The following is a 26,125-nucleotide window of genomic DNA, read 5'->3' as shown; positions in this document are numbered from 1 at the left end:
ATATATTAATCTATATAAAATCGCTATAATGTAAGAAAAGAGCAATCTATATCTGCTACTTTCGGACAGGAGGCGGTTTTTTATGTTTAAAAAATTATTCAGCCCGATTAAAATCAGGGGCATGGAACTGCAAAATCGTATTGTTATGCCGGCAATGGGAACAAGAATGGCAAGCGAGAAAAGCGAGGTTACCCAGAGACTGACCGATTATCATGAGGCAAGGGCAAAAGGCGGCTGCGGGCTTAATATTGTAGAGGTGGCTGCAGTGCATACGCCGAGTGCACCAGCTCATTTTGTTTCGATCAGCGAAGATTCTTATATTGAGGGTCATCAGAGGCTGACAGATGCCATTCACAGAGCAGGAGGGAAGGCAGGGATCCAGTTGTGGCAGGGGTCAATTGCTACGGTAATGGATCCGAAGGCAAAAATGCTGGTGGTGAATGACATGAATTTTGGAAACTATACACTTCCGGCAATTGAAAAAGAAGAGATTGCGGAAATAATAGAATGTTATGGAAAAGCAGCCGGCAGATGTGTAACAGCAGGTTACGACTGCATTGAGTTTCATTGTGCCCATAATTATCTCCCTCATTCCTTCTTAAGCGGAGGACTGAACCACAGGACGGATGAATATGGGGGAAGTTTTGAAAACCGTGCCCGGTTCCCGCTGGAATGTATCCGGGCAATCCGGGAAAACATACCGGAGGATATGCCGCTGTTTATGAGGATTGATGCCCACGACGATTTTCTTCCCCAGGGTCTGACAATCGAAGAAGTAATTCGGTTTAGCAGGCTGGCTCAGGATGCGGGGGTAGATGTCCTGGATGTTTCCAGAGGAAATATCATAACGGCAGCGTCTCTGTATGAGGTACCGCCCATTGATGTGCCAAATGGATTTAATGTGGAAAATGCCAATCGTATACGGCGTGAAACCGGTATGGTCACAATTGCGGTAGGAAGGATAAACACTGCCCAGCTGGCTGAAGATATCCTGGAGCAGGAGAAAGCAGATATGATTGTTATGGGGAGGGCGCAGCTGGCAGATCCCGAATTTGCAAATAAGGCAAAGGAAGGAAGAGTCAGGGACATTATTCATTGTGTTGGCTGTGACCAGGGATGCTATGATGGATTCTGTGATATTGTAAACCGTCCGTTCATTACCTGCATGAGAAATCCGGCATTGGGACACGAGAAGGAGCACCGGTTAGAAAAAGCGGCAAGCCCCAGGAAAGTTTTGATAGCCGGCGGAGGTATGGGAGGAATGGAAGCTGCAGTGGTACTAAAAGAACGGGGACATTTACCTGTAATTTTTGAATCCGGTGATCATTTAGGCGGTCAGTTTATTACAGCAGGAGAAGCACCCGGTAAGACAGAAATGAAAAATGCAGCAATATCTTTTGCAGAACAGGTAGAAAGGGCCGGTATCCCGGTACATTACGATGCCGAAGTAACGCCCGCTCTTATTCGGGAGGAATTACCGGATGCTGTAATTCTGGCAATTGGGTCATCACCGATTGTTCTGAACCTGGAAGGCATAGAGAGCCTGCCTGTCTATGAAGCACATGAGGTCCTGGATGGCAGGGCAGATCCAAAAGGGGATATCTGTGTGATTGGCGGAGGGCTGGTGGGACTGGAAACGGCAGATGCATTAGCTTCGGCAGGACACAAGGTTAAGGTAATGGAAATGAAAGAAACAGCCGGTGAGGATTTGGGCAGTCTGAGAAAAATTGCGGTAATGCAGAAAATGCAAAGTCTGGGTGTTGAGATTATAACAAAAGCAGTGTGTAAAGAGGTCTGCGCTCAGGGTGTGGTAACGTATCAGAAGGACAGGGAATCGATAGTAACCTGTGACAGTGTTGTAGTTGCAGCAGGCTCCAGGGCGAATGACAGTACGGCACTTACAGCAGTCTGTGATGAATTAGAGATACCGTATTATGTAATTGGGGATGCAAAAAGGGCAAGGCGTGCACTGGATGCAATTGCGGAAGGGTACGAAACAGCCCGAAATCTTTGAATTAACGCAAATGTATAATCATGTGGCAGATATGTAATGGAAAGGGGCATTTTTAGGATGAAATCAAAATTATTTGAAGAATTACAAATTGGATCCATGAAGATGAAGAACAGAACATTTATGGCACCTATGTCTCTGGGATATGAAAGCCAGGATGGAACTGTAAATGAGAGAATGCAGGATTACTGGCTGGCCAGGGCAAAAGGAGGTACCGGATGTATTATCCTGGATGCTTTGTCTGTGGACACGGGCGTTCCGTATCTGGGGAATACGCTGTGCTTTCGAAATGAGGAAAGTATTGCATCTTATAAGGAGTTTACAGATAAAATTCATGCCTATGGAACAAAGATTATTCCGCAGATCACACATCCGGGACCGGAAAGTGTAAGCGCATTTTTTGGTGCGCCGCCTAAGGCAAGCAGTGTGTATATCAACTCGATGGGGCAGAAGACAAGGGAACTTGCAATAGAAGAAATTCCCGAAATAATTGCACAATATGCACAGACCTCCTATCAGGCAAAGCAGGCGGGATTCGATGGTATTGAGCTGCACTGTGCCCATGCATATATGCTCCTTGGATCATTCCTTTCACCCATGAGAAATAAGCGTACAGACGCCTATGGCGGCTCACTGGACAACAGAGCAAGACTGCTGTTGGAAGTAATCGATGCAATCAAAGCAAAGTGCGGACCGGATTTTCCGATTGTTCTTAGAATCAGCGGCAGTGAGCGAGATGAACAGGGAAATACCATAGAGGACATGAAGTATCTGGTTCCCAAATTAATTGCTCACGGAATCGATGCATTTGAGGTGAGCGGGGGAACCCAGTATGAACGCTGCAATAAGATTATTCCATGCCATGGAGAAAGGATGGGGGTCAATGTACCTGAGGCGCAGGAGCTTAAAAAAATAGCAACGGTACCAGTAATTGTTGTGGGAAAGATTAATGATCCGGCTTATGCAATGTATCTTACGGACAGTGAACTGGTGGACGGCGTTGTTATCGGAAGGGCACTGCTTTCGGATCCGGAATTTGTAAATAAGGCACAGGCAGGTAGGATGGATGAAATTGCACCTTGTGCATCCTGCGGAATTGGATGCATTGGCGAGCAGACGAAGAGACGTCCGGCATCCTGCGTCATTAATCCGGCATTGGGCAGGGAAGCCGAGATGGAGCTGCTACCCGCAAAAGAATCAAAAAAAGTGGCGGTTGTTGGAGGCGGTATCGGAGGTATGGCTAGTGCCAGGGCATTTGCATTATGCGGACATCAGGTAACCTTGTTTGAAGAAAGCGACAGGCTGGGCGGACAGATGAATGCAGCCTGTATCCCTCCCCACAAACAGGAACTCAGCAGATGGATTGTATATCTTCAAAATGAAATAGCCCGGCTTGGGATTCCGGTTAAATGCGGAGTCCATGTAATGAAAGAAACATTAGAGGAATACAAACCTGATATTGTAGTAATAGCAACCGGAGCAAAGGAAATTATCCCGCCAATTTCCGGGATTGAAAAAGATTCTGCAATCACGGCACAAAAAGTGCTGAATAATGAAGTTCCGGTTATTGGAGGTAATGTGCTGGTAGTAGGCGGCGGTATGGTAGGCTGTGAAGTGTGCGAACACCTGATGCATCAAAAGAGAGGCTCACTAAATGTCACCATGATTGAAATGGCAGATGCAATTGGAGCCGGAATGGTACCAAATAATCAACTTCCCACCATGAACCGCCTTCACCATCTGGGGATACGGATGATGACAGGTACTAAATTATTATCGGTAAATGGAAACGAGGCAGAAGTGGAATCGCCTGCAGGCATAGAAACGATGACCGGATTTACCCACATCATATATGCCTGTGGCTCCAGGGCTGAGAATAAACTGTATGAAGAAGTAAAGGATTCCTTTGAAAAGGTAATCTGCATCGGTGATGCAAAAGGAGCAAGACAGGCGTTAGAGGCAGTCCGGGAAGGGTGGGAGGCTGCTTTAGAGGCTTAGGTGCTCCGTATGCAGGCGTTAGGGTGGAGCTAGACATATCCTAGCCACCCCGGTTGCCAATTAGTTACTAAAAATAGTCGTTCACTGGTCAAGGTGAGAGCGACTATTTTTTATGTCTTTCTTGAAAATTAAGTATTGATATGACTAAGTTAACCATTGATATAATGATCATGAACTCTTCATATGTACTCAAAAAATCACCACCTTTATTCTTAAAGTAGGTGGAAGACATGTCGCTCTATCGATTCCCGGTTATTCTATTAAAAAAATTACTCCACCGGCTTCTCCCGATAATCAAACGGACTCATCCCGGTCTGTTTCTTAAAAATCCTGCTGAAATATGCCTGGTCGTGATACCCTACTATTTCCCCAATCTGCCTGATGGACAGCTCAGGTTTGTGCAGAAGATATTGCTTTGCCTGCGTAATACGCAGAGAGGTTATGTACTTAGAGGGAGTCATATCATATTTCTGGCAGAAGATTTTCGTCAGATAACTGGAACTGTAGTTCATATTGCTGGCAATGATGTTTAGATTGATATCTACATTATAGTTATGAATTATATATTCTTTGAGGACCTTTGCGATCTGCTCCGGTGTGTTCCGGGTCATTTCCGGATTAAAGATATCGGCATATTCATTGCGCTGTATTTCAAAATCATTTCGTATGCCCTGTAGAGCGGCATATAATTCCTCCGGATCTATTGGTTTTAGCAGATATTCCGATACCTGAAGCTGTATTGCACGCTTGGCGTATTCAAAGTCAGAAAATCCGCTGGTAATAATGAATCTGGTTAAAGGCAGGCGTGCATGTACTTTTTCAAGAAGCTGTATTCCGTTCATCAGCGGCATTTTAATATCTGTAATTACCAGATCCGGTTCCAGTTCTTTTATAAGCTCATAAGCCTGTGTTCCTGTCTGTGCTTTCCCGGTTACTTTAAAACCCAAACCGGTATTCTCGATCTTACGAATCAAATTCTCTAATAACAATTCTTCGTCTTCCGCAACGACGACTGTATAGTTGGAAATTGCCATGATTATACCTCCCGCATATCGCAGGTTCCGCCTGCGATATTGCATTCATAAGTAGTTTGAAAGGAACTTTTAAACTTATTATCCTCCGCAATGTGTGATAAACAGGTTCGGATTTGTATCACTGGAATAAAAATTTAAACGTGCTCCCGGCTCGTTTTTCTACCAATGGATACAATCCCATGTCCGTCCTTTGTATTACCATATTCAAAGATTATATCATCTCCGCAGAAAAGTTTCCATCGTAAATAGACATTTAACATCCCCATACCATTTATTTCTATTTCCGGCATACCTGGCTTGGCGGCTGCAGCTTCAATCCTGGAATGAATCAGCTGTATGGATTCTTCGGTGAATCCGGTACCGGAATCGATGATATCAATCTGCCAGCTATCTTCTGTGATCCTGCTTTGGATTGTGAGACTCCAGGGAGGTTCACAATTGGTGCCATATTTCAGTGCATTTTCCACTAAGGGCTGGATGGACAGTTTGGGTATCTTAAGGGAAAGCAGCGATTCATCTACGTGAATCTCATAATTCAGGCTGGACTGGTAACGGACTTTCATACAGTAAAGGTATTCCTGTATATATTCGGTTTCTTCTCCCAGGGTGACTGAAGAAGAATCCCCTTTTGTAATATAACGCATGATTTTAGTGAGGTTACGGCACATTTTTACCACCTCATCAGATTGGTTGTTTTCCGCCAGTACAATTATGCCTGAGAGGGTATTATAGTAAAAATGCGGGTTAATCTGGGACTGGAGTGCCAGGCTGCGGGATTTTATTTCCTGCTGTCTGGTATCAATCAATTCATCCATGGAGGTCTTTAGGTTACTGCTCATGCTTAAAAATGCCTGGTTTAACTCTTCCAGTTCATCAAAGGAAGCATCCAGGGGCTCTTTCTTTTGCTGGCCCAGGGTATCCAATGCCGTTTTTTTAATGATATTGCGAAGCTGCTTGATTGGCTTTGTCAGGCTCCTTGACAGGTACCAGGAGATAAATACGGAGCATGCCAGCATAGCGGCAACCCCAAGTCCCAGAACGTGGATCAGGTTTCTGACAGGCTGTAGAATGTGATTCTGGGGCTGAACGGTTACGTAGGTCCAGCCCGTATAGGAGGAGGAAGTGGAAACCAGTATTTCCGTGGTACGGGAATCATCATTAAAAAAGGAAGCGTGTCCCAGCGTGGAATCTATGGAGCTGAAATAATCCGGCAGGGATTTTTGTTCGGATTCTTCCAATTTGTAAGGGAATACAAGGGTTCCGTTTTTATCATAGATGTAAACACTGGGGGCATCTGCATTTTTCTGCTGGTAGGAGGTTATATATTTAAAAATAGTACTGCATTTTTTTACAGTTTCAATAGCACCCACCTGCTTCTTGTATCGGTTGTGGAATACACGGTATAAAGACATATACCAGACCGGTGTGCGGCTGGTATTGGAGTTGCTGGTAATCTCTGTGGTGGCATATGGAAGGCTTAGAAGTTTCTTGCCTCCTAACTCCTTCGTCTGTGTCAGCCAGGGAAGTGTATCCATATCCATTTTTTTACTATTATTTTTAATTCCAACCTGTACAACGGAGCCGGAAAAATCATAGAGGTTAATCTGGTCCACTTTCAGGTCTGCTCCGTTAATGGTTACAAACAGATCTGCCAGAGCCATGAAATCATCTGAGGAGACCCGCAGGTCGTTGGCTTCTGCCAGACGGTCTTTTACCAGGTTACTGTAACCAATATTAATGGAAACAGAATCCATATCCTGCAGGATCTGTTCTGTCTGCTGTAAAAAGGATAAATTCATATCGGCTGCAGCCTTCGTTTCTCTTTCAATTAAAATGTTAGAAGTGTAACGGTAAAAGAAGATGGAAAAGGCAATTACAACTAATAGTGCAAGACCAAGATACGCTAAAAAGAACTTTGTCTGCAGTTTTATTTGGTGGTTTTTCTTCATATTTTTAATCCCCCATTTACTTGTCTTTCTATATTATAACAAAAATCACCAAAAAGAAAGAAGGAATTTTACTGTTTGTGGGCAAAGTGTGAAAAAAGTCCAAATTCTGTTGGGAATAGTGCATGGACTTTTCGTCAGAAAAAAAGTACAATTAGTTCATCAGATAAACAAAACGCGGAACAATCGGTATGAAAAAAAGGGAGGTAACAAAACATGAAGAAAAAAGTAATTAGCGCTTTACTTTGTGCAGCAATGGTAATAACAATGGCAGCCGGATGCGGATCAGGCGACAAGACAGAAACCACAGCAGCAACCAGTACAACAAAAGAAACACAAGCAGCTAAGACAGATGGAAGCGAAGCAGGAAGTGCTGCAGATACAGAGGAAGCAGCAGAAACGAAGGCAGAAGGGGAAACTACAGCAGCGAATACAGACTTTGCAGGAGAAGAGCTCAGTATTCTGGTATCCGCAGGCTGGATGGATAACCGTTATGATGAAACCATTGCCCGTTTCGAAGAGACTTATGGAGTAACGGTTGATTTACAGACAATTCCGGCTGACCAGTACGGCGATTTGCTACAGTCCAAATTAACTACAGATTCCTGTGCAGATATATTCTGGATTCAGTCAAATCCATTTGCGATTGCATCTCAGATTGTAGATCCTGAAAAATACTGTATTGACTTTTCAGATGCATCCTGGAAGAGTGTAATGCCGGAAAACAGACTTTCCGCATGTGAATACGACGGCAAACTGTATGGCTTACAGATCTGGCATAACTCACCGGAATATGTAATGGTTTATAATAAAACGTTATTTGGCGAATTAGGATTAGAAGCACCGAAGACCTATGATGAAATGTTAAAAGTCTGTGAGAAGCTTTCAGCAGAAGGCATCACACCATGGTTTGAGCCGGGAGCAGACGGATGGCAGCATCCACTGGCATTTTTCCAGATCGGCGGAGCATACGAAGCAGATCAGCCTGGATTATATGACAAGCTGAATAATAACGAAGCAACATTTGCAGATAACCAGTTGATGATAAAAGTATTAGAGCAATACAAAGAACTGGCTGATAAAGGATATCTTGGGGAAGACTGGATCGGAACAGACAGTACCAATATGGTAAATGAGTTCGCAGACAGAAATTGTGCTATGGCAATTGCCAATTCTTCCTTCATCAAACAGATCCAGGATGAAACAGAGACTACAGATGAATTTGGGTTATTCTTAGAACCATTGGGAGATAACACTTACTTCCCTACAAGTCCTGCAGGCCCTACCATGTTCGGCTATAAAGGAACCACTCATCCGGAGCTGGTAAAAGAATTCTTTAGCTTTGTAACGACAACAGAAAGCTTACAGGAAATACTTGATAATTCACCTTCTTACACCAACCTGGATGTAAACGATGATAAGCTACAGCAGCACTGGTTACCGGAAGAAGAAGAATTTATGAAGACTCTTACGGATGAGCAGATGAAAACACCGGTACTTCAGAACGGTACAAAGTATACAAATGATTACTGGATGCAGTTTGGACAGGATATGGTTGCATACTGCACCGGACAGATGGAAGCAAACGATGTATTGAAAAATATGGATAACAACAGGGCAGAAGCAGCGAAAGTTGCAAATGATCCTGCATGGAAATAAGGGACAATTGATTATAGGCTGAACTTTTGGTGCCGGGAGCAGAAAGAAACCTCCCGGCACTCTCTATCAAAAGAAAGTGGTGAAGTAAAATGAATAAAAAGAAAATCTATCCGCAATGGTTCCTGTTTGTCCCATTGGCATTATATATTTTATTTTTCCTGACTCCCAGTATACTCGGTATATTTTATTCATTTACCGACTGGAATTCAAGGAGTCTGGGAGATACAAAGTTTGTTGGTTTACAGAATTATATCGAGATTTTTACATCTAACAAAGATTATGCATCCGGCATTTTCAACACTCTTAAATTTACGATAATATCGAATGTTTTAAAACTGATTCCTGCACTCTTAATCGCAATTATGCTGCAGGAAGGTCTGAAAGGCAAAAATGTTTACCGTACACTTTTATACCTGCCATCCGTTTTACCATTCTTGATCATAGGCTTAACATTTAAATCGATTTTAAACTATAATACAGGACTTTTAAACAGCTTCCTGGACATGGTACATTTGGGGTTCCTGAAGCAGAAATGGCTCTCTGACCTGGGTGTTGTGTGGAAATCCATCTATGGTGTGGATGCCTGGAGAGGTATCGGATATGTAATGACCATCTTCCTGGCAGGGCTTAATACCATACCAAAATCCTACTATGAAGCGGCTCAGATTGACGGTGCGAATTTCTGGCAGAGAGTGAAAAACATTACCCTGCCCATGCTGCGCGGTGCAATTATGATTAATCTGGTATTTGGCCTTACATACGGACTGAAGGTATTTGATATTGTCTATGTGCTGACAAACGGCGGTCCGGGACATGCAACAGAAGTTATTACCACATATTCCTATCAGCTCTATTCCAATGGACAATATGGAATGTCTACGGCACTTAATACGATTCTCCTAGTGATAACCGCAATTATCGGTGTGGTAGTCGTAAAAGTCATGAGTAAACAGGAGGTGCAGCAATAATGAAAAAGAACGTGCGCAATATTGCCAAACAAATCGTCTGTATCATTATGAGTATCATTGTAGTCGCTCCTTTTTATATGGTAGTCATCAACTCTTTTAAAAGCAAGAATGAAGCAGCAAGAATGAGTCTTGCCCTTCCTACAAAATGGTTTTTTAACAATTATACCGAAGTAATTGAAAAAGGTAAATTAGTCCAGGGTTTTGCCAACAGTGTAACCTATGCAGTAGTGGCAACCCTCATTGGAGTAATCAGCTGTGCCATGGCGGCATTCGTAATGTGCAGAAAACGTACAAAGGTGAATAACTTCCTGTATTATTTCGTATTATGTGGATTATTCTTCCCGGTGAACTATGTAACTCTGGTCAAAGTGCTGACTGTTGCCGGACTTGCAAATACGAAATTTGGAATTATTATTGCATTTACCAGTGCGATGATACCGTTTTGTATCTTCACCATACGAAACTTCGTGCTGTCACTTCCGGTAGAATTGGATGAAGCAGCTGTTATCGATGGAGCGGGACCCATCTCCATGTTTTTCAAAATTATTGTACCCATGTTAAAACCAACGCTGGTTACCTGTTTTATCCTGCAGTTCATGGGAGTTTGGAGTGATTTCCTGACACCGTTATATTTATCTAACAAAAGTTCCATGTTCCCAATGAACATTGCAGTATACCAGTTCTTTGGTAAAAATAAGAACTATTGGAACTATATATTTGCAGATATTGTATTGACCTGCCTTCCGGTTGTAATTGTTTACCTGATTGGACAGAAATACATTGTAGGCGGAATGACATCCGGCGCAGTAAAAGAGTAGTTTGTAAACAAAAATTATCATACGTGGACATTTGCACCGTAAAGTGAGAGCTTTTCGCTGTAAATGTCCATTTGTCCATAAAACTATGGAAATCAGATGAAATTTACGTTATGATAGAAACACAAAAAATAAGCAGAGTATCAGAGCCTGTTTGGAGAATATGGATTCGGACATGCACTGGATAAAGGAGTCAATTTATGAAGATCACATTGAATAAGGAAGCTTCCAGGTTCGGAGAAGCATTTGCTATCGGAAATGGGCACATGGGAGCCATGGTATACGGAGGTATCAAAACGGACCGGCTGGATTTGTCAGAAAATACGTTTTTCAGTGGCAATAAATGCGTGGAAGATAATCAGACCGGAGCAAATGCGGCATTTTATAAGATGCGTGAGCAGACTGCGGCAGGAGATTATGCGGCGGCTTTAGAGACTTCCCGTGAGTTTTACGGAAAACGTGGAAATTATGGAACAAATCTTCCGGTAGGACAGTTATTGATTGAACGGGTGGATGAGATGGGGGAGGCCGCCGGTTATGAGCGAAGCCTGGATTTGGAAAACGGTATTGTGACTTCAAAGTATACGCAAAATGGAAAACAGGTATCCCGGCAGGCTTTTGCATCTCATGTACATAATGTCATAGTATATGAAGCGGTCAGTGATAAAAATAATATGAATCTTTTATTTTCTTTTCAGTCTATGCGGGAAGGGGAATATATAAAATATCATATAGGCGGAATTTTTTTTGTTTGCGAGGCACTTGAAACGATGCATAGCGACGGAACAACCGGTACATTATTATGCGGAAAAGTATCCATTCATACAGATGGTTTTCCGGAGGTGAAGGAAAATGGAGTCTTAATAAAGAGGGCGTCCAGGGCATCCGTTTATATTACCGCAATTACGGATTTTAAAGAAGAAGCATTGGAGAAAGAAAGACAAATTCTGCAGCTGCAAATGAAGATGAACCGTACCTTTGTCAAAGTAGATGAACTGGCGGTTGAAGAAATTCTGGAATCTCATCAAAAAGACATGGAAGAATTATATTCCAGAGTTAATCTGGAAATCGAAGGTCAGCCATTGGTAAACCGCATGTTCCAGATGGGAAGGTATCTGCTTTATTCCAGTTCCAGAGAGGACTCCCTGCTGCCTGCACATTTACAGGGGATATGGAATGATAATGTGGCATGCCGTATCGGATGGACCTGTGATATGCATCTGGATATCAATACTCAGATGAACTACTGGCCCTCAGAAGTAACAAATCTGCCGGAAACAGCAGTTCCACTGTTTCGCTGGATCAGAGAGGATCTCATACCTGCAGGAAGAATAGCAGCCAAAGAGAGTTATGGCTTAAATGGTTGGGTAGGAGAGCTGGTATCTAATTCCTGGGGGTATGCTGCGCCTTACTGGGCATCCCCGCTCTCTCCATGCCCAACAGGCGGTGTTTGGACAATTACACAGATGTGGGAGCATTTTCTGACCAGCCAGGATAAGGACTTCCTGAAAAAGGAAGCTTTTCCGGTGATTGAGGAAGCAGCAGCATTTTTCTGTGAGTATCTGTTTGAAGACGAAAAGAGTGGATGCCTCACCTGCGGCCCGTCTATTTCCCCGGAGAATAGCTTTCTGGTGGACGGCAAGGTTTACCAGATGAGCAATGGATGCACGTATGAGATAATTATGATCCGTGAGTTATTCGACATTTACCTAAAAGCTTGCCGCGTACTTGGACGAAAGAAAAAACGAACAAAGGAAATAGCTGAAAAAACAGGTCGTTTACTTCCCTATCGGATTAAGGCGGACGGGCAGATTGCAGAGTGGAACCACGATTTCCCCGCGGCGGACCTCCAGCACAGGCATACCAGCCATTTATTGGGGCTGTTTCCGTTTGCCCAGATTACACCGGAAAAAGAAGACCTGGCAAAAGCTGCGAAGGCCGTTATTACTGCAAAGCTTACACCGGAGGAAAACTGGGAAGATACCGGTTGGGCAAGATCCATGCTGATGCTGTACGAGGCCAGGCTGCGGGATCCAAAGAAGGCCTATGGTCATATAGAAAGTATGCTTTCCAATCTGCTGGAGCCAAACGGATTTATTATCCACCCACCTACAAGAGGGGCGGGTTCCTTTGACAATGTATATGAACTGGATGGAAATACGGGACTGACCTCCTGTATCGCAGAGATGCTGATGCAGAGCCATAATGGTGTTATCCGAATTCTTCCCTGCCTGCCGGAGCAGTGGTATAAAGGAGAAGTAAAAGGACTTTGCGCCAGAGGCGGTGTTACGGTGGAAATAAGCTGGGATCAAAGCAGCTGTAAAGTATATCTCAGATCAAAAAACAACAGGCGGATTTCGGTCCAGTATGGTGACAGCAGGAAGACAATCTCTTTAAAGGCCGGGATAACCAGAGAATTACAGTATAATTAACAGATTCTCCATTTTTTGCATTTCCTGTGGCATGAAAAATGACAGTCAGGCATATATTACTCTAAAGAAAATTTTAGGGGAGAAGTAATTGGCTGAGTATCGACGTTTTGTAGCTTATATATATGAGTATGTCAATGGTATAAAAGGAGAAAATGCGGGATTTGTGAAGGTAGAGTCCAGAAACGGTATCTGTCGTATACAATTGCATTTGCAGTCAGTACCAAAAGAAGAGACGAGTCTTCAGGTGGATGGTTTTGTAAGAACCCAGAACCATGTGGGGGTAATCCCCCTGGGCATATGCAGGGTGAACGGAAATATAGCAGAATTCAAAGGAAATACCCCCCATCGTAATTTTGGAAATTCAGATTATACCCTGGACCAGATCGCAGGTATGTTTCTGGAAGGGGAAAATGGCAGTGTTTTTGCAACGGCATGGGATAATGAGCCCGTAGATGTAGATGAATTAAAGAGATTTGCCAAAAATGTTCATATGAAGCAAAAGGCATCAGAGGGAAATAAACAAACACCGGAGGCGGGAAAAGCTGCCAGGGGCGAGAAGGTTCTGGAGTTTAAGGACAGCATGGAAAAGCAGGCTGGTAAGGCTGAAAATAGTGCTGTTTTGGAAGAAAATGAGGAAGTAAGTGCTGATGCAGGCTTTCAAATGGAAGAGAATTCTGAGGCGGCCGTCCCCGCTGCAGTGGAGCCGGTGCAGGAACAGCTGCAGGAAACTGCCGATGCCAGGGAAGTAAAAGAAGCGGAAGATTCTCGTCAGGCTGAAGCATCGATAGCAGCAGGAGCAGAAGTTCGTGAAGCATCGATAGCAGCAGGGGCAGTAGTTCGTGAAGCATCGATAGCAGCGGAGGGAGAAGTTCGTGAAGCATCGATAGGAGCGGAGTCAGAAGTTCGTGAAGCATCCATAGGAGCTGCGCAGGAAGTTCATGAAGCATCCATAGAAGCGGCACAGGCACAGGAAGTTCATGAAGCATCCATAGATGCAGGGAAAGATAAATTAAGCGGCGGAGATTTGGATGGTGAGTCATTGCAGTCTGCATCGGAGGAAGTCTTTAGTGAATCCGTTGAAGCAGTTGGGCCAGATGATTCGGTAAAAAATGTGAGTGAACTCAAAGCAGTTGATACAGAAGACAATTATGGTCAAAACAATAGCAGCCCTCATACAGGCGGAGCCGTAACCGGTGCAGGTTCCCGGAATAATTCTACAGCCTATGCCAGAAACAATGTCAGAAATAATGGACAGCCAAATACCGGTAGCCAGGTACATATGACACAGACACGCGGGCGTCAGCCGGCGAATGGAAGATGTAATATGAATTGTGGCAACAGCGGTCTGGATCGGAAATGGGAGCATTTCCAGTGTCATTACCCTGCTATGGAACCATTTACCGATGATGAAATTGTGGAATGTATACAGATTGCACCAAAGGATATCATGTTCCTTAGAAGGGATGACCAGAGATTTGCCCGCAATAATTTCCTCTTGCAGAGCTATTACAATTATCAGCATCTGCTGCTGGGAAGGCTTCGGGAAGGCGGATATGTCCTGGGGGTTCCGGGGCTTTATGAAAATCAGGAACGGTTTATGGCGAATATGTTCGGCTTCATGAATTTTAAAGAAGCAAGGCCAGGCAAGCAGGAAAACTTTGGATATTGGCTGAGACCTGTGCGATAAAGGTGTATTTATGAGGAGGTGCTTTTTTAGAAGCACTTCCTCTTTTTTGTGGGCAAGGATATGTCTTTATTTTAACTGTCGAGAGCCCCATATAAAAAGGTGTCAGACATCAATGCCACGGATACCTGCATCAATGCCCTGTTCTTTTAAAATCTGAACAAACACTTCCAGCTCCTCACGGCTATAACTGTGAAATCCTGCCTGTATTACGTTTTCAGAATCTTTGTAGGCTTGTAAAAAATATTGTCGGCATCCGTGAAGCCATTCCCCAATCCGGTAGAAATCACTTTCTGAATGCAGTTCCTTAACTACCGTGGTGCGAAATTCATAATCCACGCCGCAGTTCATTAAATAAGTTGCAGATTCCATAATCGCATCCATGGAGAAATTGCGGCATCCAATCACCTTATCGTAATTTTCAGGGGAAGATTTGATATCCATAGCCACGTAATCAATCAATCCGGATTCAAACAGGCTGCGTATCATCTCCGGATGGCTGCCGTTGGTATCTAATTTCACGAGATATCCCAGTGCTTTTAAATTTTCTATGAACAGGGGGAGATCTTTAAAAAGTGTAGGTTCTCCGCCGGTTACGCAGACGCCCTCCAGAATTCCCTGGCGTTTCTTCAGGTAGGCGAGTACTTCCGTATCCTCGATAAAAGGCTCCGCCTCCGGATTAAGAACGAGGCCTGCATTTTGGCAGAAAGGGCAGCGGAAATTACAGCCACCAAGAAAAAGTGTAGCGCCCAGATGTCCGGGATAGTCTAAAAGAGTTAATTTGTTAAAGCCATGTATTTTCATGTAGAGCCTCCTATTTTTGTGTTATCGTAATCGTTTGGTGTGCTTTAAGGTTATTTGTACTGGTATTATTATAGCAGATTCCATATAAAATGCATATAAATTTGGGTTTTGTTCAGAAAGGGACGCTTTGTAGATAGACGTAGTGCGCGGAAAGAGAAGGGGGTGGAAGTTCAACCTAATGGTATTTAGAAATACCTGCTACTTGCGTTCTAATCCTTAAAAGGCTATAATAAACCCAGGAAATACCACTACATGAAGTGTGCATTATTATTATAATAAAGAAGAGAGTAAGATAATGGAAGAAAATACAAAGATACATGAGAAGTATATGCGGGAAGCTATCCGTCAGGCGAAAAAGGCGTATGCTATCGATGAGGTGCCGATCGGATGTGTGATCGTATATGAAGGCAGAATCATTGCAAGGGGTTATAACCGGAGAAATACGGATAAGAATACCCTTTCCCATGCAGAATTGATTGCGATCAGGAAAGCAAGTAAAAAACTGGGGGACTGGAGGCTGGAAGGATGTACGATGTATATTACCCTGGAACCCTGTCAGATGTGTTCCGGGGCGATTATCCAGGCAAGAGTATCCGAAGTTGTGATTGGAAGCATGAATGGAAAAGCAGGGTGTGCCGGTTCTGTATTAAACCTGCTGGAAATGGAAGAATTTAATCACCAGGCAGCAGTTACCAGGGGAATCCTGGATGAGGAGTGCAGCCTGATGCTAAGCACCTTTTTCCGTGAATTAAGGGAAAAGAAAAAGCTTGAAAAACAAAAAAGCAATAATGAAAAAGAAAAATAAAGAAAATTAAATTGAAAAATATCGCAATAAAGCGTGCGGTTCTAATTGACAAATTGGCAAAAACAAGTTATAGTAAATACTGCGTATGTAACACGCATTTAAATTGTCATAAAATTTCCGTGCAGCCGGGGAGTTAGCGGTGCCCTGTACCTACAATCCGCTACAGTAGGGGTGATACCAATCCGAGGGTTTTTTATTGCGAAGCTGCCCTCTATAAGTGGCGTTGACGTTTGGGTCTCGCGCAACAGGAATCTATGAATCGTGTCAGGTCAGGAATGGAGCAGCACTAAGTAGAACCTTCTGTGTGCCGTGAGGCAGCCTGAATTGAGTTAACTGTAGAGGTAACGTTCGTGGTAGGAATTCAAAGTGCGGTGCACGGATTGAAATAAAAGATAGATACTCCTGCAAAGGAGAGGAAGTGTAAGCAATTCTTTTGAGAAATCAAAGAATACTTGCACTATTTTTTTTGCAAAGCCCGGTATTCTTTGGGAGTCATTCCAAAATACTTTCGAAACTGCCGGTTAAAATAAGAAATATTATTAAATCCATTTCCGAAAGCAATGTCTGTGACCGGCATTTCTGAACCAGCCAACTGCCCCAGGGTTCTGGTAAGCCGATAATAATTTAAATATTCCACACAGGTCATATTTACGTGCTTTTTAAAAAAACGCATAAAATGGTAATCACTGAAATGGCATAAACCAGCTAGCTCAGATACCGAGATATGATTTTGATAGTGCTCCTGCATATATAGGAGTACTATTTTTATTTTCTCAGTAATTTCGGTATTATCCGGTGTAAAATCGCAGGATACGGCGGAATCCTGGAAGAGGAGATAAAAAAAGTGAAACAGCAGGGACTTAAGATTCAGTTCGTAAGCCTGCTCTTTTTGTAAATAGCAGTTTTGTATTTTCCAAAAGGATTCAGCCAACTCCCGGTAATTACTGTCCCGGGGGCTTATAATTAAGGGGTGGGTCCATTTCTGGCCGGCAAGGGGCTGCAGATATTTTGTGGTGCAAAAATCAGGATACTGACATCCCAGCATATAAAAACTGAATACGATGCTGTCAGAAACCATAGAATCCGCGCGTTCTGTCTGTGACACACCGTGTAGAACCTGTGGTGGTATCAGAATCAGGTCGCCTTTATGTACTTCATAGGTATTTAAATCAATATTATAGAAGCATGTGCCTTCCCGGATCATTGCGATTTCCATTTCTTCATGCCAGTGGGTTGCCAATACGGTGAAAGTGTCCGGTATGCTGCATCGGTAGAAGGCAAAGGGCATAAAATAGGTTCCATGGCGGGTGCATTCATGAAGATATAAGTAATTGTCCATATAAACTCCGTTCCTATTTAAATATTCTTAATTTAGCAGGATTGTGTTAGAAGATGGTGGTATTATGTTTGTTTTAATATAGCCTCCATACTATAATAACATAAAAGATTTCAGCATGAAAGTAAATAAATAATGCATGTATAGGGCAGGAAAGTTTGAAAGGAGAAGCATATGATTCGTAAATACACCTTCGGAAATCCGATGGAGACAGATGCAGTAGTACATAAAATTGAAAAGGAAACCGGTGAGGTACCCTTTATGGGCGTTGGCGCTGACCAGTTAGCCTTTACCTATAAGATGGACGATAATACAAGAATTTATGGACTGGGTGAAAATGTAAGGGGAATTAATAAAAGAGGATGGCGTTATATCAGTAATTGCAGCGATGATCCAAACCACAGAGAAGAAAAGAATTCCCTGTACGCAGCACATAACTTTATCATTATAGAAGGAAAAGAGAGATTCGGACTATTTTTTGATTATCCCGGAATGCTGACTTTCGATCTGGGATATACAAGCAGTAATGATGTGAGCATTATTCCGGCAGAAGATGGACTGGATCTGTATATAATCGAAGGGGAAAGTATCAAGGATATTGTGAAACAATTCCGCCGCATGATTGGCAGGAGTTATATAGCTCCTAAATGGGCATTTGGCTATGGACAGAGCCGGTGGAGTTATATGGATGAGGATGAAATCCGGGAGGTTGTAAAAGAGCACCGTGATGCCGGAATTCCTCTGGACAGCGTCTATATGGATATAGATTATATGGAACGATACAAGGATTTCACAATTAATGAAAAGGCATTTCCAGAGTTTCCCAAATTCGTGGAAGAACTGAAAGAGCAGAATATTCATCTTGTGCCGATTATCGATGCAGGGGTGAAAATTGAAGAAGGCTATGATGTCTATGAAGAAGGCGTAGAAAAGGGATATTTCTGTAAAGAAGAAGACGGTACCGATTTCGTGGCTGCTGTATGGCCCGGAAAAGTGCATTTTCCGGATATGCTGAATCCGGATGCCAGAAAATGGTTTGGACAGAAATACAAAGTACTCTTAGATCAGGGAATTGAAGGTTTCTGGAATGATATGAACGAACCGGCTATATTCTATTCGGAAAAACATCTGGATGAAGTCTTTGAGCAGCTAGAAGATTTCAAAGGGAAGAATATAGATCTGGATCTGTATTATAAATTTAACAGTCTGGTAGGAGGCATTTCCAATAATCCGGATGATTACAAACGATTTTATCACAAGTTCCATGGAGAGACAGTCCGTCATGACAAAGTGCATAACCTGTTTGGATACAATATGACCAGAGCAGCGGGTGAAGCATTTGAGGAAATGGAGCCGGACAAGCGAATTCTGATGTTTTCCAGATCTTCTTATGTGGGAATGCACCGCTACGGCGGCATATGGACTGGAGATAACCTTTCCTGGTGGTCCCATCTGTTATTGAATATCCGGATGATGCCGTCTCTAAATATGGTTGGTATACTTTATACCGGTGCAGATATCGGAGGATTTGGAGCTGATACAACAGAAGATTTAATGATGAGATGGCTGGAATTTGGTATCTTTACGCCATTGTTCCGCAATCATTCTGCTATGGGTACAAGACGCCAGGAAGTATACCGGTTTGAAAATATTGATGCATTCAAGAATATTATCGGCATCCGCTATGGTCTGCTGCCATACATTTACAGTGAGTATATGAAAGCGGCGTTAAAGGATGAAATGTATTTCAGACCGTTGGCATTTGATTATCCGGAAGATGATTTTGCAGCTAGAGTAGAAGACCAGCTTTTAATTGGAGACGGATTAATGACTGCTCCGGTTTACGAACAGAATGCAAAAGGACGATATGTATATCTGCCGGAGAAGATGAAAATGGTGAAGATGAAGAGCCTTACCGAGAGATCAGTAGAGCATCTGGATCAGGGACACCACTATGTTGACATAGATCTGGATGAGACTGTTATCTTTATCCGTCCAAACCACGTGATCCCAATGTCATCAGGAGGACAGAGCGTTGCGGAAGTTGATTTTGGCAGTCTGGAGCTGCTTGGATATGTAGAGGATAAGGCAGTCTATGAGCTTTACGATGATGATGGATATGGCAAAGATTATGAAAATAGTGATCATTACACTACGATTACCGTAAGTCAGGATGGTACAGTTACGGCTGAGGGAATAATTGAACGAAGATATACGCTCAGCATATAAAAGAAGATATGCGCATAGCATTTAAAGAAAGTTATACGTATAGCATTTAAACAAAGATATACGCTCAGCATATAAACCAAAATATACGCTTAGCATATACATAAAAAAGAAGATTAAGATAAAATTTAAACGATAGCTGGTACATGAATCACTTTGTGTACCAGCTGTTTTTGTTGGTATATAGGTATTGGGCATGTCTGGAAAATGACCGTTTTGATCAAATAGTTGATGAAATTTTGATAAACATGCATTACACTATACCTGATAAGGAGGTAATGCAGATATGGAACATACAATCTTAATTGTGGATGATGAAATAGATATTGTGAATATGCTGGGTGATTATTTTGAATTTAACGGTTACCAGGTAATGACTGCGTTCAGCGGAATGGAAGCGCTGCAAAAAGCAGAGAGGGGACCGGATTTGATCTTGCTGGATGTAAATATGCCGGATATGGACGGACTTACCGTCTGCAGAAGCATCCGGGATTTTGTATCCTGCCCCATTTTATTTCTGACGGCGAAAATAGAAGATGGAGATAAAATCAAAGGCTTTCGTGCCGGGGGCGATGATTATATAGTAAAGCCTTTTAGCATTGATGAACTGGGGGCGAGAGTTGAGGCACATCTGAGAAGGGAGCAGCGCCATGGATGTTCTTCAAGAGTTAAATTCGATCAGGATTTTACAATCGATTATACCGAAAAGTGTGCTTATTATAAAGGGGAGGCAATGGGATTTGTAAAAAAAGAATTTGAGATTATCGAATTTTTATCCCAGAATTCCGGGCAAATATTTGATAAAGAGCGCATTTATGAGAAAATATGGGGATTTGACGGGCAGGGAGACAGCAGTGTAGTGGCAGAACATGTGAGGCGGATACGATCTAAGATGGCAGCCATAGGCTGTAAACCTTTCATTGAAACGGTCTGGGGGGTTGGTTATAAATGGAGCAGGTAGAGAAAAAAAGCATTTCCTTGAGAGACCTGTCCCTGAAACAATCCTTCATGCTTTATATGGTTGTTTTTACCCTGATTGCATTGTTTTGCAGCATATCAATTCAGGCGGTATTTACCAATACGGAAAAAAACATCATCTATCGGAAAATACCGGATAAGGAACAGTTAGAATATTCAACGAGCTATGGGGTTCATACAAAGGAAGGAAAATATTATGAGTATACTCCCCGGGAAGCCAGAATGATACGTATCTGTAATATTGGAGGCGGTATCTCTTTGATACTGAGCTTTTTAGTTATCGTTATAATGGCCGGTTTGCTGTTTTACCGTAATAAACTAAAGACACCAATTACGCTGCTGGAGGAGGCGGCAAGTAAGATCGGGCAGCAGGATCTGGATTTTCACATTTATTATAACTGCAACAATGAAATGGGGAGGCTGTGCCGTAATTTCGAACAAATGAGATCTTCCCTAGACCAAAATAACCGCGAGATGTGGCGGGCGATGGAAGAGAGAAAGCGTCTGAATGCAGCATTTTCCCATGATTTGCGGACGCCGCTCACGGTATTGCGTGGATATGTGGACATGCTTTCCAAATATCTTCCAGATGATAAAGTTTCCAAGGAAAAGCTGATTGGAACCGTACAGACCATGTCTGCACATGTGACCAGGCTTGAGAATTATGTTTCCAGTATGCATGCACTGCAAAAGCTGGAGGATGTTGATATTAAGACTAGTGTAATAAATTGTGAGGAATTTGCAGAGCAGATCAGAGACTGTGCCGATATACTTTGCAGGGAAAAAGGCATGCAGCTGAAATTTACTACGCATTTTAAATGTTCTAAAATATCAGTGGACCGGGAATTAGTACTGCAGGTTTTTGAAAATCTCATCTCTAATGGTGTACGATACGCGAAAAGAGAATTGGATGTGCAGCTATTTGCATATGGTGAGTATTTTTCCGTAGCGGTCGGTGATGATGGAAAAGGATTTACCAGAGAGGCCTTAGAACAGGCAGTGAAGCCCTTTTATAAAGAAAAAGAAAATGTCTACGATTCTCATTTTGGTTTGGGGCTGAATATCTGTAAGATTCTCAGTGAAAAACATGGAGGTTCCATATTTTGTGCTAATGGCCACAATGGAGGCGGGCTTGTGCAGGCTAATTTTAAAATGTTGCTGTAAAGCGAAGCACTTGAGTGTGTTAAGAATAATGTAAGAAATTCTATAGAAAATTATCGGTTGCAGTTGATAATTTGTTGAATATTGTAATTTATACTCTTCTTAAAAGTTAAGGAAGGAAAACTTCCGGGGCGGATAAGGAGAGTTTTTTATGACATTAAAACGGAAAAAGATAATTAGTATCGCATGCGTTACTATTTTTATACTCATGAGTGCAGCCGTTTTTTGGTTTGTGGGGAGGCCAATGCTGGAATTTGTTTCACAGCCGGAAAAGTTTCGTGCGTGGGTTAATGGGCATGGTATTTGGGGGCGAGTTGCATTCAGTGCAATGATGGCAATGCAGATTATAATAGCTATCATACCCGGAGAACCCCTTGAAATCGGGGCGGGTTATGCCTTCGGGATATTTGAAGGGACAGCGCTTTGCCTGATCGGGGCATTAATCGGGAGCATTGTTGTATTCTATTTTGTCAGGTATTTTGGAGTGAAAGCGGTAGAAGTATTTTACCCAAGAGAAAAGATCCAGTCACTTAAAATTATGCAGAATCAAAAGAAACTGAATACACTGACCTTTATACTGTTTTTGATTCCGGGGACACCAAAAGACCTTATGACCTATGTTATCGGGCTTACAACAATGAGATTATCAACCTGGATTTTAATAACAGGGATAGCGAGAATTCCATCAATCATAACATCTACGGTGGGAGGAGATGCATTGGGAGTACAGAATTACCAATTTGCTATTCTTGTATTTGCTGTCACAATCATTGTCAGCATAATTGGCTTACTGGTATATCGGGTTATAACGGTACGTGGTGCTGCAAAAGAAGGAGGAAAAAGTTATGGAAATGATTAAATATGTAAATTATCTGATTGCTATGGTGTTTATCTGCTGTTATTCTTACCAGCTTTTCTATGTGGCAGCAGCACTGATTAAAAAACCGAAGACATCCGGTAAAGTGAATTACCATATGTATGCAGTACTGATATCCGCCAGAAATGAAGAGTCTGTAATAGCACAGCTGATAAAAAGCATACGGAATCAGAGTTATCCGACTAAGTACGTAGATATTTATGTAGTAGCAGATAATTGTTCGGACAGGACTGCTGAAATTGCAAGAGCCAATCATGCCTGTGTATGGGAACGTTTTAATACGAGACAGGTAGGAAAAGGATATGCGCTGCGCTTTTTGTTTCAGAATATCAAGGCAGCCGGTCTTGATAAGAAATATGACGGTTATTTCATCTTTGATGCAGATAATCTGCTGGATGAATATTACATAGAGAATATGAACCGTACATTTTCTGATGGGCACCGCATTATAACAAGTTACCGCAATTCCAAAAACTTTGGGGATAACTGGATTTCGGCAGGTTACTCCCTGTGGTTTTTAAGAGAGTCCAGGTATTTAAATCAGGCAAGGATGGCAATGGGAAGCAGCTGTGCAGTTTCAGGTACCGGTTTTTTGATTCACAGCGACATAGTCAGAAAAAATCAGGGTTGGAATCATTTCCTTCTGACAGAAGATATTGAATTTACAGTGGATAGTATTTTACAGGGTGAGCGCATCGCTTATTGTCCGGATGCTGTTCTGTATGATGAGCAGCCGGTTTCCTTTCGCCAGTCATGGAATCAGCGGCTGCGCTGGGCAAAGGGAAATATGCAGGTATTTGCTAATTACGGCGGCAGGCTGATCCGAAATATTTTCGAAAAAGGAAGCTTTTCCTGTTACGACATGGTTATGTCAATCATGCCGGCAATTATTTTAACAGTGCTCAGCTGCATATTGAATACGGCTGGTTTCATTGTCAGTCTCGTTTACAAAGATGCAGATATTCTGGTATTACTGCAGTCCGTAGGAGAGTTTCTGGTAAATGGGTATCTTATGATGCTGGCAATGGGAGCGCTTACGGTTGTCACAGAATGGAGGCAGATTCATGCACCTGCTTATAAGAAAATCGGATATATATTTACATTTCCGCTGTTTATGATTACATATATACCAATTTCCATCGTAGCATTGTTTAAAAAGGTGGAATGGAAGCCGATTCACCATGGTGTGTCTAAGACACTGGATGAGGTTCGGTCAAAGGTGTAGCCGGCAGTACTGACCTTCCCGGAAGGAACAGAAAGGAAGGATCAGAAGGATCCGAAAAAAGTGCTTGACTTCAAGTTAGCTTTAAGACTTATACTTTCTTTATCGACGAACAGGCTGGTACATACAGGTGAGGATGCCAAACGGACGAAAGTCTGATGTACTGCTGTACGTAAAATAGAAAGGGGATACAATATGGATTTTAATTATTACATTCCAACCAGAATCTTATTTGGCAAAGGATCATTAAACGATCTGCACAAGCAGGAAATGCCGGGAAAGAAAGCACTTATCGTTACAACAGGAGGAACCTCCGTAAAAAAATACGGTTATCTTGAAAAAGTACAGAAACAATTGGAGAAAGCAGGGGTATCCCATCTCCTGTTTGACAAGATTCTGCCTAACCCAATAAAAGACCATGTTATGGAAGGAGCTGCTGTCTGCAAAGAGAACGGGATTGATTTTGTAGTGGGACTTGGCGGCGGTAGCAGTATTGATGCGGCTAAGGCGATAGCAGTAATGGCTGCAAATGATGGGGATTACTGGGATTATGTATCGGGCGGCAGTGGAAAGGGACTGCCGGTACCGAATAATCCGCTTCCGATCATTGCAATTACCACAACTGCCGGAACGGGAACAGAGGCAGACCCATGGACGGTTACTACGAAGACAGAGACAAATGAAAAAATCGGTTTCGGATATGATAAGACATTCCCCATGTTAGCCATTGTAGACCCGGAACTGATGACAACGGTTCCGTCACGCCTGACGGCATATCAGGGATTTGATGCTCTGTTTCACAGTACAGAGGGGTATTTAAATAATAGTGCTTATGTAATGAGTGATATGTTTGCATTAAAAGCGATTGAGCTGATTGGCAAAAGCCTTCACAAGGCAGTAGCCGAAGGCGATAACATGGACGCCAGAGCAGATGTGGCACTTGCCAATACCCTTGCAGGAATGGTAGAATCCACTTCTTCCTGTACGTCAGAACACAGCATAGCCCATGCCATCAGCGCATATCATCCGGATTTTGTACACGGCGAAGCCTTAATTGCAATTAGTAAAGCATATTATTCACATTTTGCAAATACAAACCAGTGTGAGGAACGTATGGTTCAGATGGCAAAAGCCCTTGGAAAATCAGATGCAAAGACGGCAATGGATTTTGTGGATGCCCTGACAGAACTGCAAAAGATCTGCGGAGTTGACGATATAAAAATGAGCAGTCATGGTATGAAGAAAGAAGAACTGAAAAAATATGCGGATAATGCAAGAGCCACCATGGGGGGACTCTATGCAGGTGATCCGGTTCAACTGAGTGATGCAGATGTAGTTAAAATTTTAGAAGATTCCTATAAATAATTAGTAAACATACATGCCTTTCTGGCGAAAAGTATCCAGCATTTTATTCATTACGCTCTTACTTTTTGACAGGAGGGCTTTTGAATTTAAATTTACAATGTAACCCCGTCTCAGAGCGCTGATTGCTGTCTTATATACGCAGGAAGAAGCATCCAGTCCTACAATGGTCAAGGTGTTTATTTCACTTTCCGCGAGAAGCCGGGAAAGTGCTTTACAGGAAAACGCATCCTGCTGGTGCTTAATAAACTGATTGTCACTGATGATATTTAATCCTGCTACAAAATCACTGCCATGATCCCAGCCTGATAGCCTTCCACCCATTGCCAGGCAGCCAAAAATGTTGTCCAGGGATGAAAATACCTGTCTTACATAGATGACCATATCCCCATCTGCTCTGGCTTTTTCAATGGTGTCATTTACCGCTTTCAAAAAAGGTTCTTTATTGGAATAGGAGCCTCGCTGCCCGCATAATCCTTCCTGCAGATCAATTACCAGAAGCGCTCGTTTCGACTCCGTCCGGAAACGGATTCGTTCCCCGTTGGAAGGGATCAGGAAAATGACGATCCGAACAAGAAGCAGCAGCAGGAAAAAATAGGCTACAAGGGATGGAGTAATGATGCAAAGGGTGAAAAATGCAGCTATGCTGATTAGATGGATGAACATATACTTTAGTTTTTGCATGATGAATAATACCTCCCGGGGATGTATTTTATAGATTGATTAGTTTGAATCAGATATCCCTAAGTTGACCTATGCATCAAAGCAATCAAATATAGCTGATACATAAAGTTTACCATTCACAGC

19 protein-coding genes and 1 other RNA gene are annotated in these 26,125 nt (G+C 42.6%); 15 read left to right on the top strand and 5 right to left on the bottom strand.

The window, feature by feature from the left end; translation table 11 throughout:
- The first annotated feature begins 82 nt into the window (after positions 1–82).
- Both baiCD and QR40_RS27120 read left to right on the top strand, forming a co-directional pair.
- Positions 83–2,014 carry a bile acid Fe-S flavoenzyme BaiCD gene (gene baiCD / locus QR40_RS27125; protein WP_044297644.1) on the top strand — a complete coding sequence of 644 codons (1,932 nt, stop codon included), beginning with the start codon at positions 83–85 and terminating at the stop codon, positions 2,012–2,014.
- A gap of 57 nt (positions 2,015–2,071) precedes the next feature.
- On the top strand, positions 2,072–4,009 hold the full coding sequence (locus QR40_RS27120) for an oxidoreductase (RefSeq protein ID WP_044297650.1): 1,938 nt from the start codon (positions 2,072–2,074) through the stop codon (positions 4,007–4,009).
- A gap of 269 nt (positions 4,010–4,278) precedes the next feature.
- Here QR40_RS27120 and QR40_RS27115 read toward each other — a convergent pair whose 3' ends face one another.
- Together QR40_RS27115 and QR40_RS27110 are read right to left on the bottom strand one after the other, a co-directional pair.
- Positions 4,279–5,043: a response regulator transcription factor gene (locus tag QR40_RS27115; protein WP_027295769.1), complete on the bottom strand. Its 765-nt coding sequence runs from the start codon at positions 5,041–5,043 to the stop codon at positions 4,279–4,281.
- 134 nt (positions 5,044–5,177) lie between these two features.
- Positions 5,178–6,992 carry a sensor histidine kinase gene (locus QR40_RS27110; protein WP_044297643.1) on the bottom strand — a complete coding sequence of 605 codons (1,815 nt, stop codon included), beginning with the start codon at positions 6,990–6,992 and terminating at the stop codon, positions 5,178–5,180.
- A gap of 213 nt (positions 6,993–7,205) precedes the next feature.
- On the opposite strand from QR40_RS27110, the gene QR40_RS27105 reads away from it, so the two are divergent.
- From QR40_RS27105 to QR40_RS27085, 5 genes are all read left to right on the top strand, one after another.
- Entirely contained in the window at positions 7,206–8,648 is a 1,443-nt protein-coding gene (locus QR40_RS27105; RefSeq protein WP_044297642.1) for an ABC transporter substrate-binding protein, read from the top strand.
- A gap of 89 nt (positions 8,649–8,737) precedes the next feature.
- Positions 8,738–9,616: a carbohydrate ABC transporter permease gene (locus QR40_RS27100; protein WP_027295772.1), complete on the top strand. Its 879-nt coding sequence runs from the start codon at positions 8,738–8,740 to the stop codon at positions 9,614–9,616.
- Complete coding sequence (locus tag QR40_RS27095) at positions 9,616–10,434, top strand: carbohydrate ABC transporter permease (RefSeq protein WP_044289622.1); 819 nt, start codon at positions 9,616–9,618, stop codon at positions 10,432–10,434. The genes QR40_RS27100 and QR40_RS27095 overlap by 1 nt, the downstream gene beginning before the upstream one ends.
- Before the next feature lie 197 nt (positions 10,435–10,631).
- Complete coding sequence (locus QR40_RS27090; protein ID WP_044297641.1) at positions 10,632–12,863, top strand: glycosyl hydrolase family 95 catalytic domain-containing protein; 2,232 nt, start codon at positions 10,632–10,634, stop codon at positions 12,861–12,863.
- An 88-nt stretch (positions 12,864–12,951) separates the two neighbouring features.
- On the top strand, positions 12,952–14,550 hold the full coding sequence (locus QR40_RS27085; protein ID WP_044297640.1) for a DUF6128 domain-containing protein: 1,599 nt from the start codon (positions 12,952–12,954) through the stop codon (positions 14,548–14,550).
- A 102-nt stretch (positions 14,551–14,652) separates the two neighbouring features.
- Here the strand turns inward: QR40_RS27085 and QR40_RS27080 are convergent, their stop codons facing one another.
- Positions 14,653–15,351 (bottom strand): anaerobic ribonucleoside-triphosphate reductase activating protein, encoded by a 699-nt coding sequence (locus QR40_RS27080; RefSeq protein WP_044297639.1) that lies wholly within the window; start codon positions 15,349–15,351, stop codon positions 14,653–14,655.
- A gap of 295 nt (positions 15,352–15,646) precedes the next feature.
- Here QR40_RS27080 and tadA point away from each other — a divergent pair, with 295 nt between their 5' ends.
- Together tadA and ffs are read left to right on the top strand one after the other, a co-directional pair.
- Positions 15,647–16,156 (top strand): tRNA adenosine(34) deaminase TadA, encoded by a 510-nt coding sequence (gene tadA / locus QR40_RS27075; protein WP_044297638.1) that lies wholly within the window; start codon positions 15,647–15,649, stop codon positions 16,154–16,156.
- Positions 16,157–16,273: 117 nt separating this feature from the next.
- Positions 16,274–16,535: signal recognition particle sRNA large type (gene ffs / locus QR40_RS30620), an RNA gene on the top strand.
- A gap of 78 nt (positions 16,536–16,613) precedes the next feature.
- On the opposite strand, the gene QR40_RS27070 is transcribed toward ffs, so the two are convergent.
- Positions 16,614–17,495 (bottom strand): AraC family transcriptional regulator, encoded by an 882-nt coding sequence (locus QR40_RS27070; protein WP_052377950.1) that lies wholly within the window; start codon positions 17,493–17,495, stop codon positions 16,614–16,616.
- A gap of 171 nt (positions 17,496–17,666) precedes the next feature.
- Between QR40_RS27070 and QR40_RS27065 the strand changes: the two genes are divergently transcribed.
- The 6 genes from QR40_RS27065 to QR40_RS27040 all read left to right on the top strand — a co-directional run bounded on the left by QR40_RS27065 (position 17,667) and on the right by QR40_RS27040 (position 25,321).
- Positions 17,667–19,721, top strand: coding sequence for a TIM-barrel domain-containing protein (locus QR40_RS27065; RefSeq protein ID WP_044297637.1), 2,055 nt, complete (start codon positions 17,667–17,669; stop codon positions 19,719–19,721).
- A 283-nt stretch (positions 19,722–20,004) separates the two neighbouring features.
- Entirely contained in the window at positions 20,005–20,679 is a 675-nt protein-coding gene (locus QR40_RS27060) for a response regulator transcription factor (protein ID WP_027295780.1), read from the top strand.
- A complete protein-coding gene (locus QR40_RS27055; protein ID WP_052431080.1) occupies positions 20,667–21,860 on the top strand; it encodes a HAMP domain-containing sensor histidine kinase in 1,194 nt (397 codons plus the stop codon). Before QR40_RS27060 ends, QR40_RS27055 begins: the two co-directional genes overlap by 13 nt.
- Positions 21,861–22,008: 148 nt before the next feature.
- On the top strand, positions 22,009–22,716 hold the full coding sequence (locus QR40_RS27050; protein WP_044297636.1) for a TVP38/TMEM64 family protein: 708 nt from the start codon (positions 22,009–22,011) through the stop codon (positions 22,714–22,716).
- On the top strand, positions 22,703–23,959 hold the full coding sequence (locus tag QR40_RS27045) for a glycosyltransferase family 2 protein (RefSeq protein WP_044297635.1): 1,257 nt from the start codon (positions 22,703–22,705) through the stop codon (positions 23,957–23,959). Before QR40_RS27050 ends, QR40_RS27045 begins: the two co-directional genes overlap by 14 nt.
- Before the next feature lie 192 nt (positions 23,960–24,151).
- Entirely contained in the window at positions 24,152–25,321 is a 1,170-nt protein-coding gene (locus tag QR40_RS27040) for an iron-containing alcohol dehydrogenase (RefSeq protein WP_027295782.1), read from the top strand.
- Here the strand turns inward: QR40_RS27040 and QR40_RS27035 are convergent, their stop codons facing one another.
- The gene (locus tag QR40_RS27035) at positions 25,322–26,002 is read right to left on the bottom strand and encodes a cysteine hydrolase family protein (protein ID WP_044297634.1); all 681 of its coding nucleotides are present in this window, start codon (positions 26,000–26,002) and stop codon (positions 25,322–25,324) included.
- Between the last annotated feature and the right edge of the window lie 123 nt (positions 26,003–26,125).

Origin of the sequence: Robinsoniella peoriensis (assembly GCF_000797495.1) — a bacterium.
Classification (GTDB): domain Bacteria; phylum Bacillota; class Clostridia; order Lachnospirales; family Lachnospiraceae; genus Robinsoniella; species Robinsoniella peoriensis.
The sequence above is the reverse complement of the archived record's forward strand: the minus strand, read 5'-3'. Positions and strand labels throughout refer to the sequence as shown.

Coding starts and splice junctions, on each gene's coding strand:
- baiCD (WP_044297644.1), top strand. CDS start 83: ATGTTTAAAAAATTATTCAGCCCGATTAAAATCAGGGGCATGGAACTG.
- QR40_RS27100 (WP_027295772.1), top strand. CDS start 8,738: ATGAATAAAAAGAAAATCTATCCGCAATGGTTCCTGTTTGTCCCATTG.
- QR40_RS27055 (WP_052431080.1), top strand. CDS start 20,667: ATGGAGCAGGTAGAGAAAAAAAGCATTTCCTTGAGAGACCTGTCCCTG.
- QR40_RS27120 (WP_044297650.1), top strand. CDS start 2,072: ATGAAATCAAAATTATTTGAAGAATTACAAATTGGATCCATGAAGATG.
- QR40_RS27050 (WP_044297636.1), top strand. CDS start 22,009: ATGACATTAAAACGGAAAAAGATAATTAGTATCGCATGCGTTACTATT.
- QR40_RS27105 (WP_044297642.1), top strand. CDS start 7,206: ATGAAGAAAAAAGTAATTAGCGCTTTACTTTGTGCAGCAATGGTAATA.
- QR40_RS27110 (WP_044297643.1), bottom strand. CDS start 6,992: ATGAAGAAAAACCACCAAATAAAACTGCAGACAAAGTTCTTTTTAGCG.
- QR40_RS27095 (WP_044289622.1), top strand. CDS start 9,616: ATGAAAAAGAACGTGCGCAATATTGCCAAACAAATCGTCTGTATCATT.
- QR40_RS27060 (WP_027295780.1), top strand. CDS start 20,005: ATGGAACATACAATCTTAATTGTGGATGATGAAATAGATATTGTGAAT.
- QR40_RS27045 (WP_044297635.1), top strand. CDS start 22,703: ATGGAAATGATTAAATATGTAAATTATCTGATTGCTATGGTGTTTATC.
- QR40_RS27065 (WP_044297637.1), top strand. CDS start 17,667: ATGATTCGTAAATACACCTTCGGAAATCCGATGGAGACAGATGCAGTA.
- QR40_RS27080 (WP_044297639.1), bottom strand. CDS start 15,351: ATGAAAATACATGGCTTTAACAAATTAACTCTTTTAGACTATCCCGGA.
- QR40_RS27115 (WP_027295769.1), bottom strand. CDS start 5,043: ATGGCAATTTCCAACTATACAGTCGTCGTTGCGGAAGACGAAGAATTG.
- QR40_RS27035 (WP_044297634.1), bottom strand. CDS start 26,002: ATGCAAAAACTAAAGTATATGTTCATCCATCTAATCAGCATAGCTGCA.
- tadA (WP_044297638.1), top strand. CDS start 15,647: ATGGAAGAAAATACAAAGATACATGAGAAGTATATGCGGGAAGCTATC.
- QR40_RS27040 (WP_027295782.1), top strand. CDS start 24,152: ATGGATTTTAATTATTACATTCCAACCAGAATCTTATTTGGCAAAGGA.
- QR40_RS27070 (WP_052377950.1), bottom strand. CDS start 17,495: ATGGACAATTACTTATATCTTCATGAATGCACCCGCCATGGAACCTAT.
- QR40_RS27090 (WP_044297641.1), top strand. CDS start 10,632: ATGAAGATCACATTGAATAAGGAAGCTTCCAGGTTCGGAGAAGCATTT.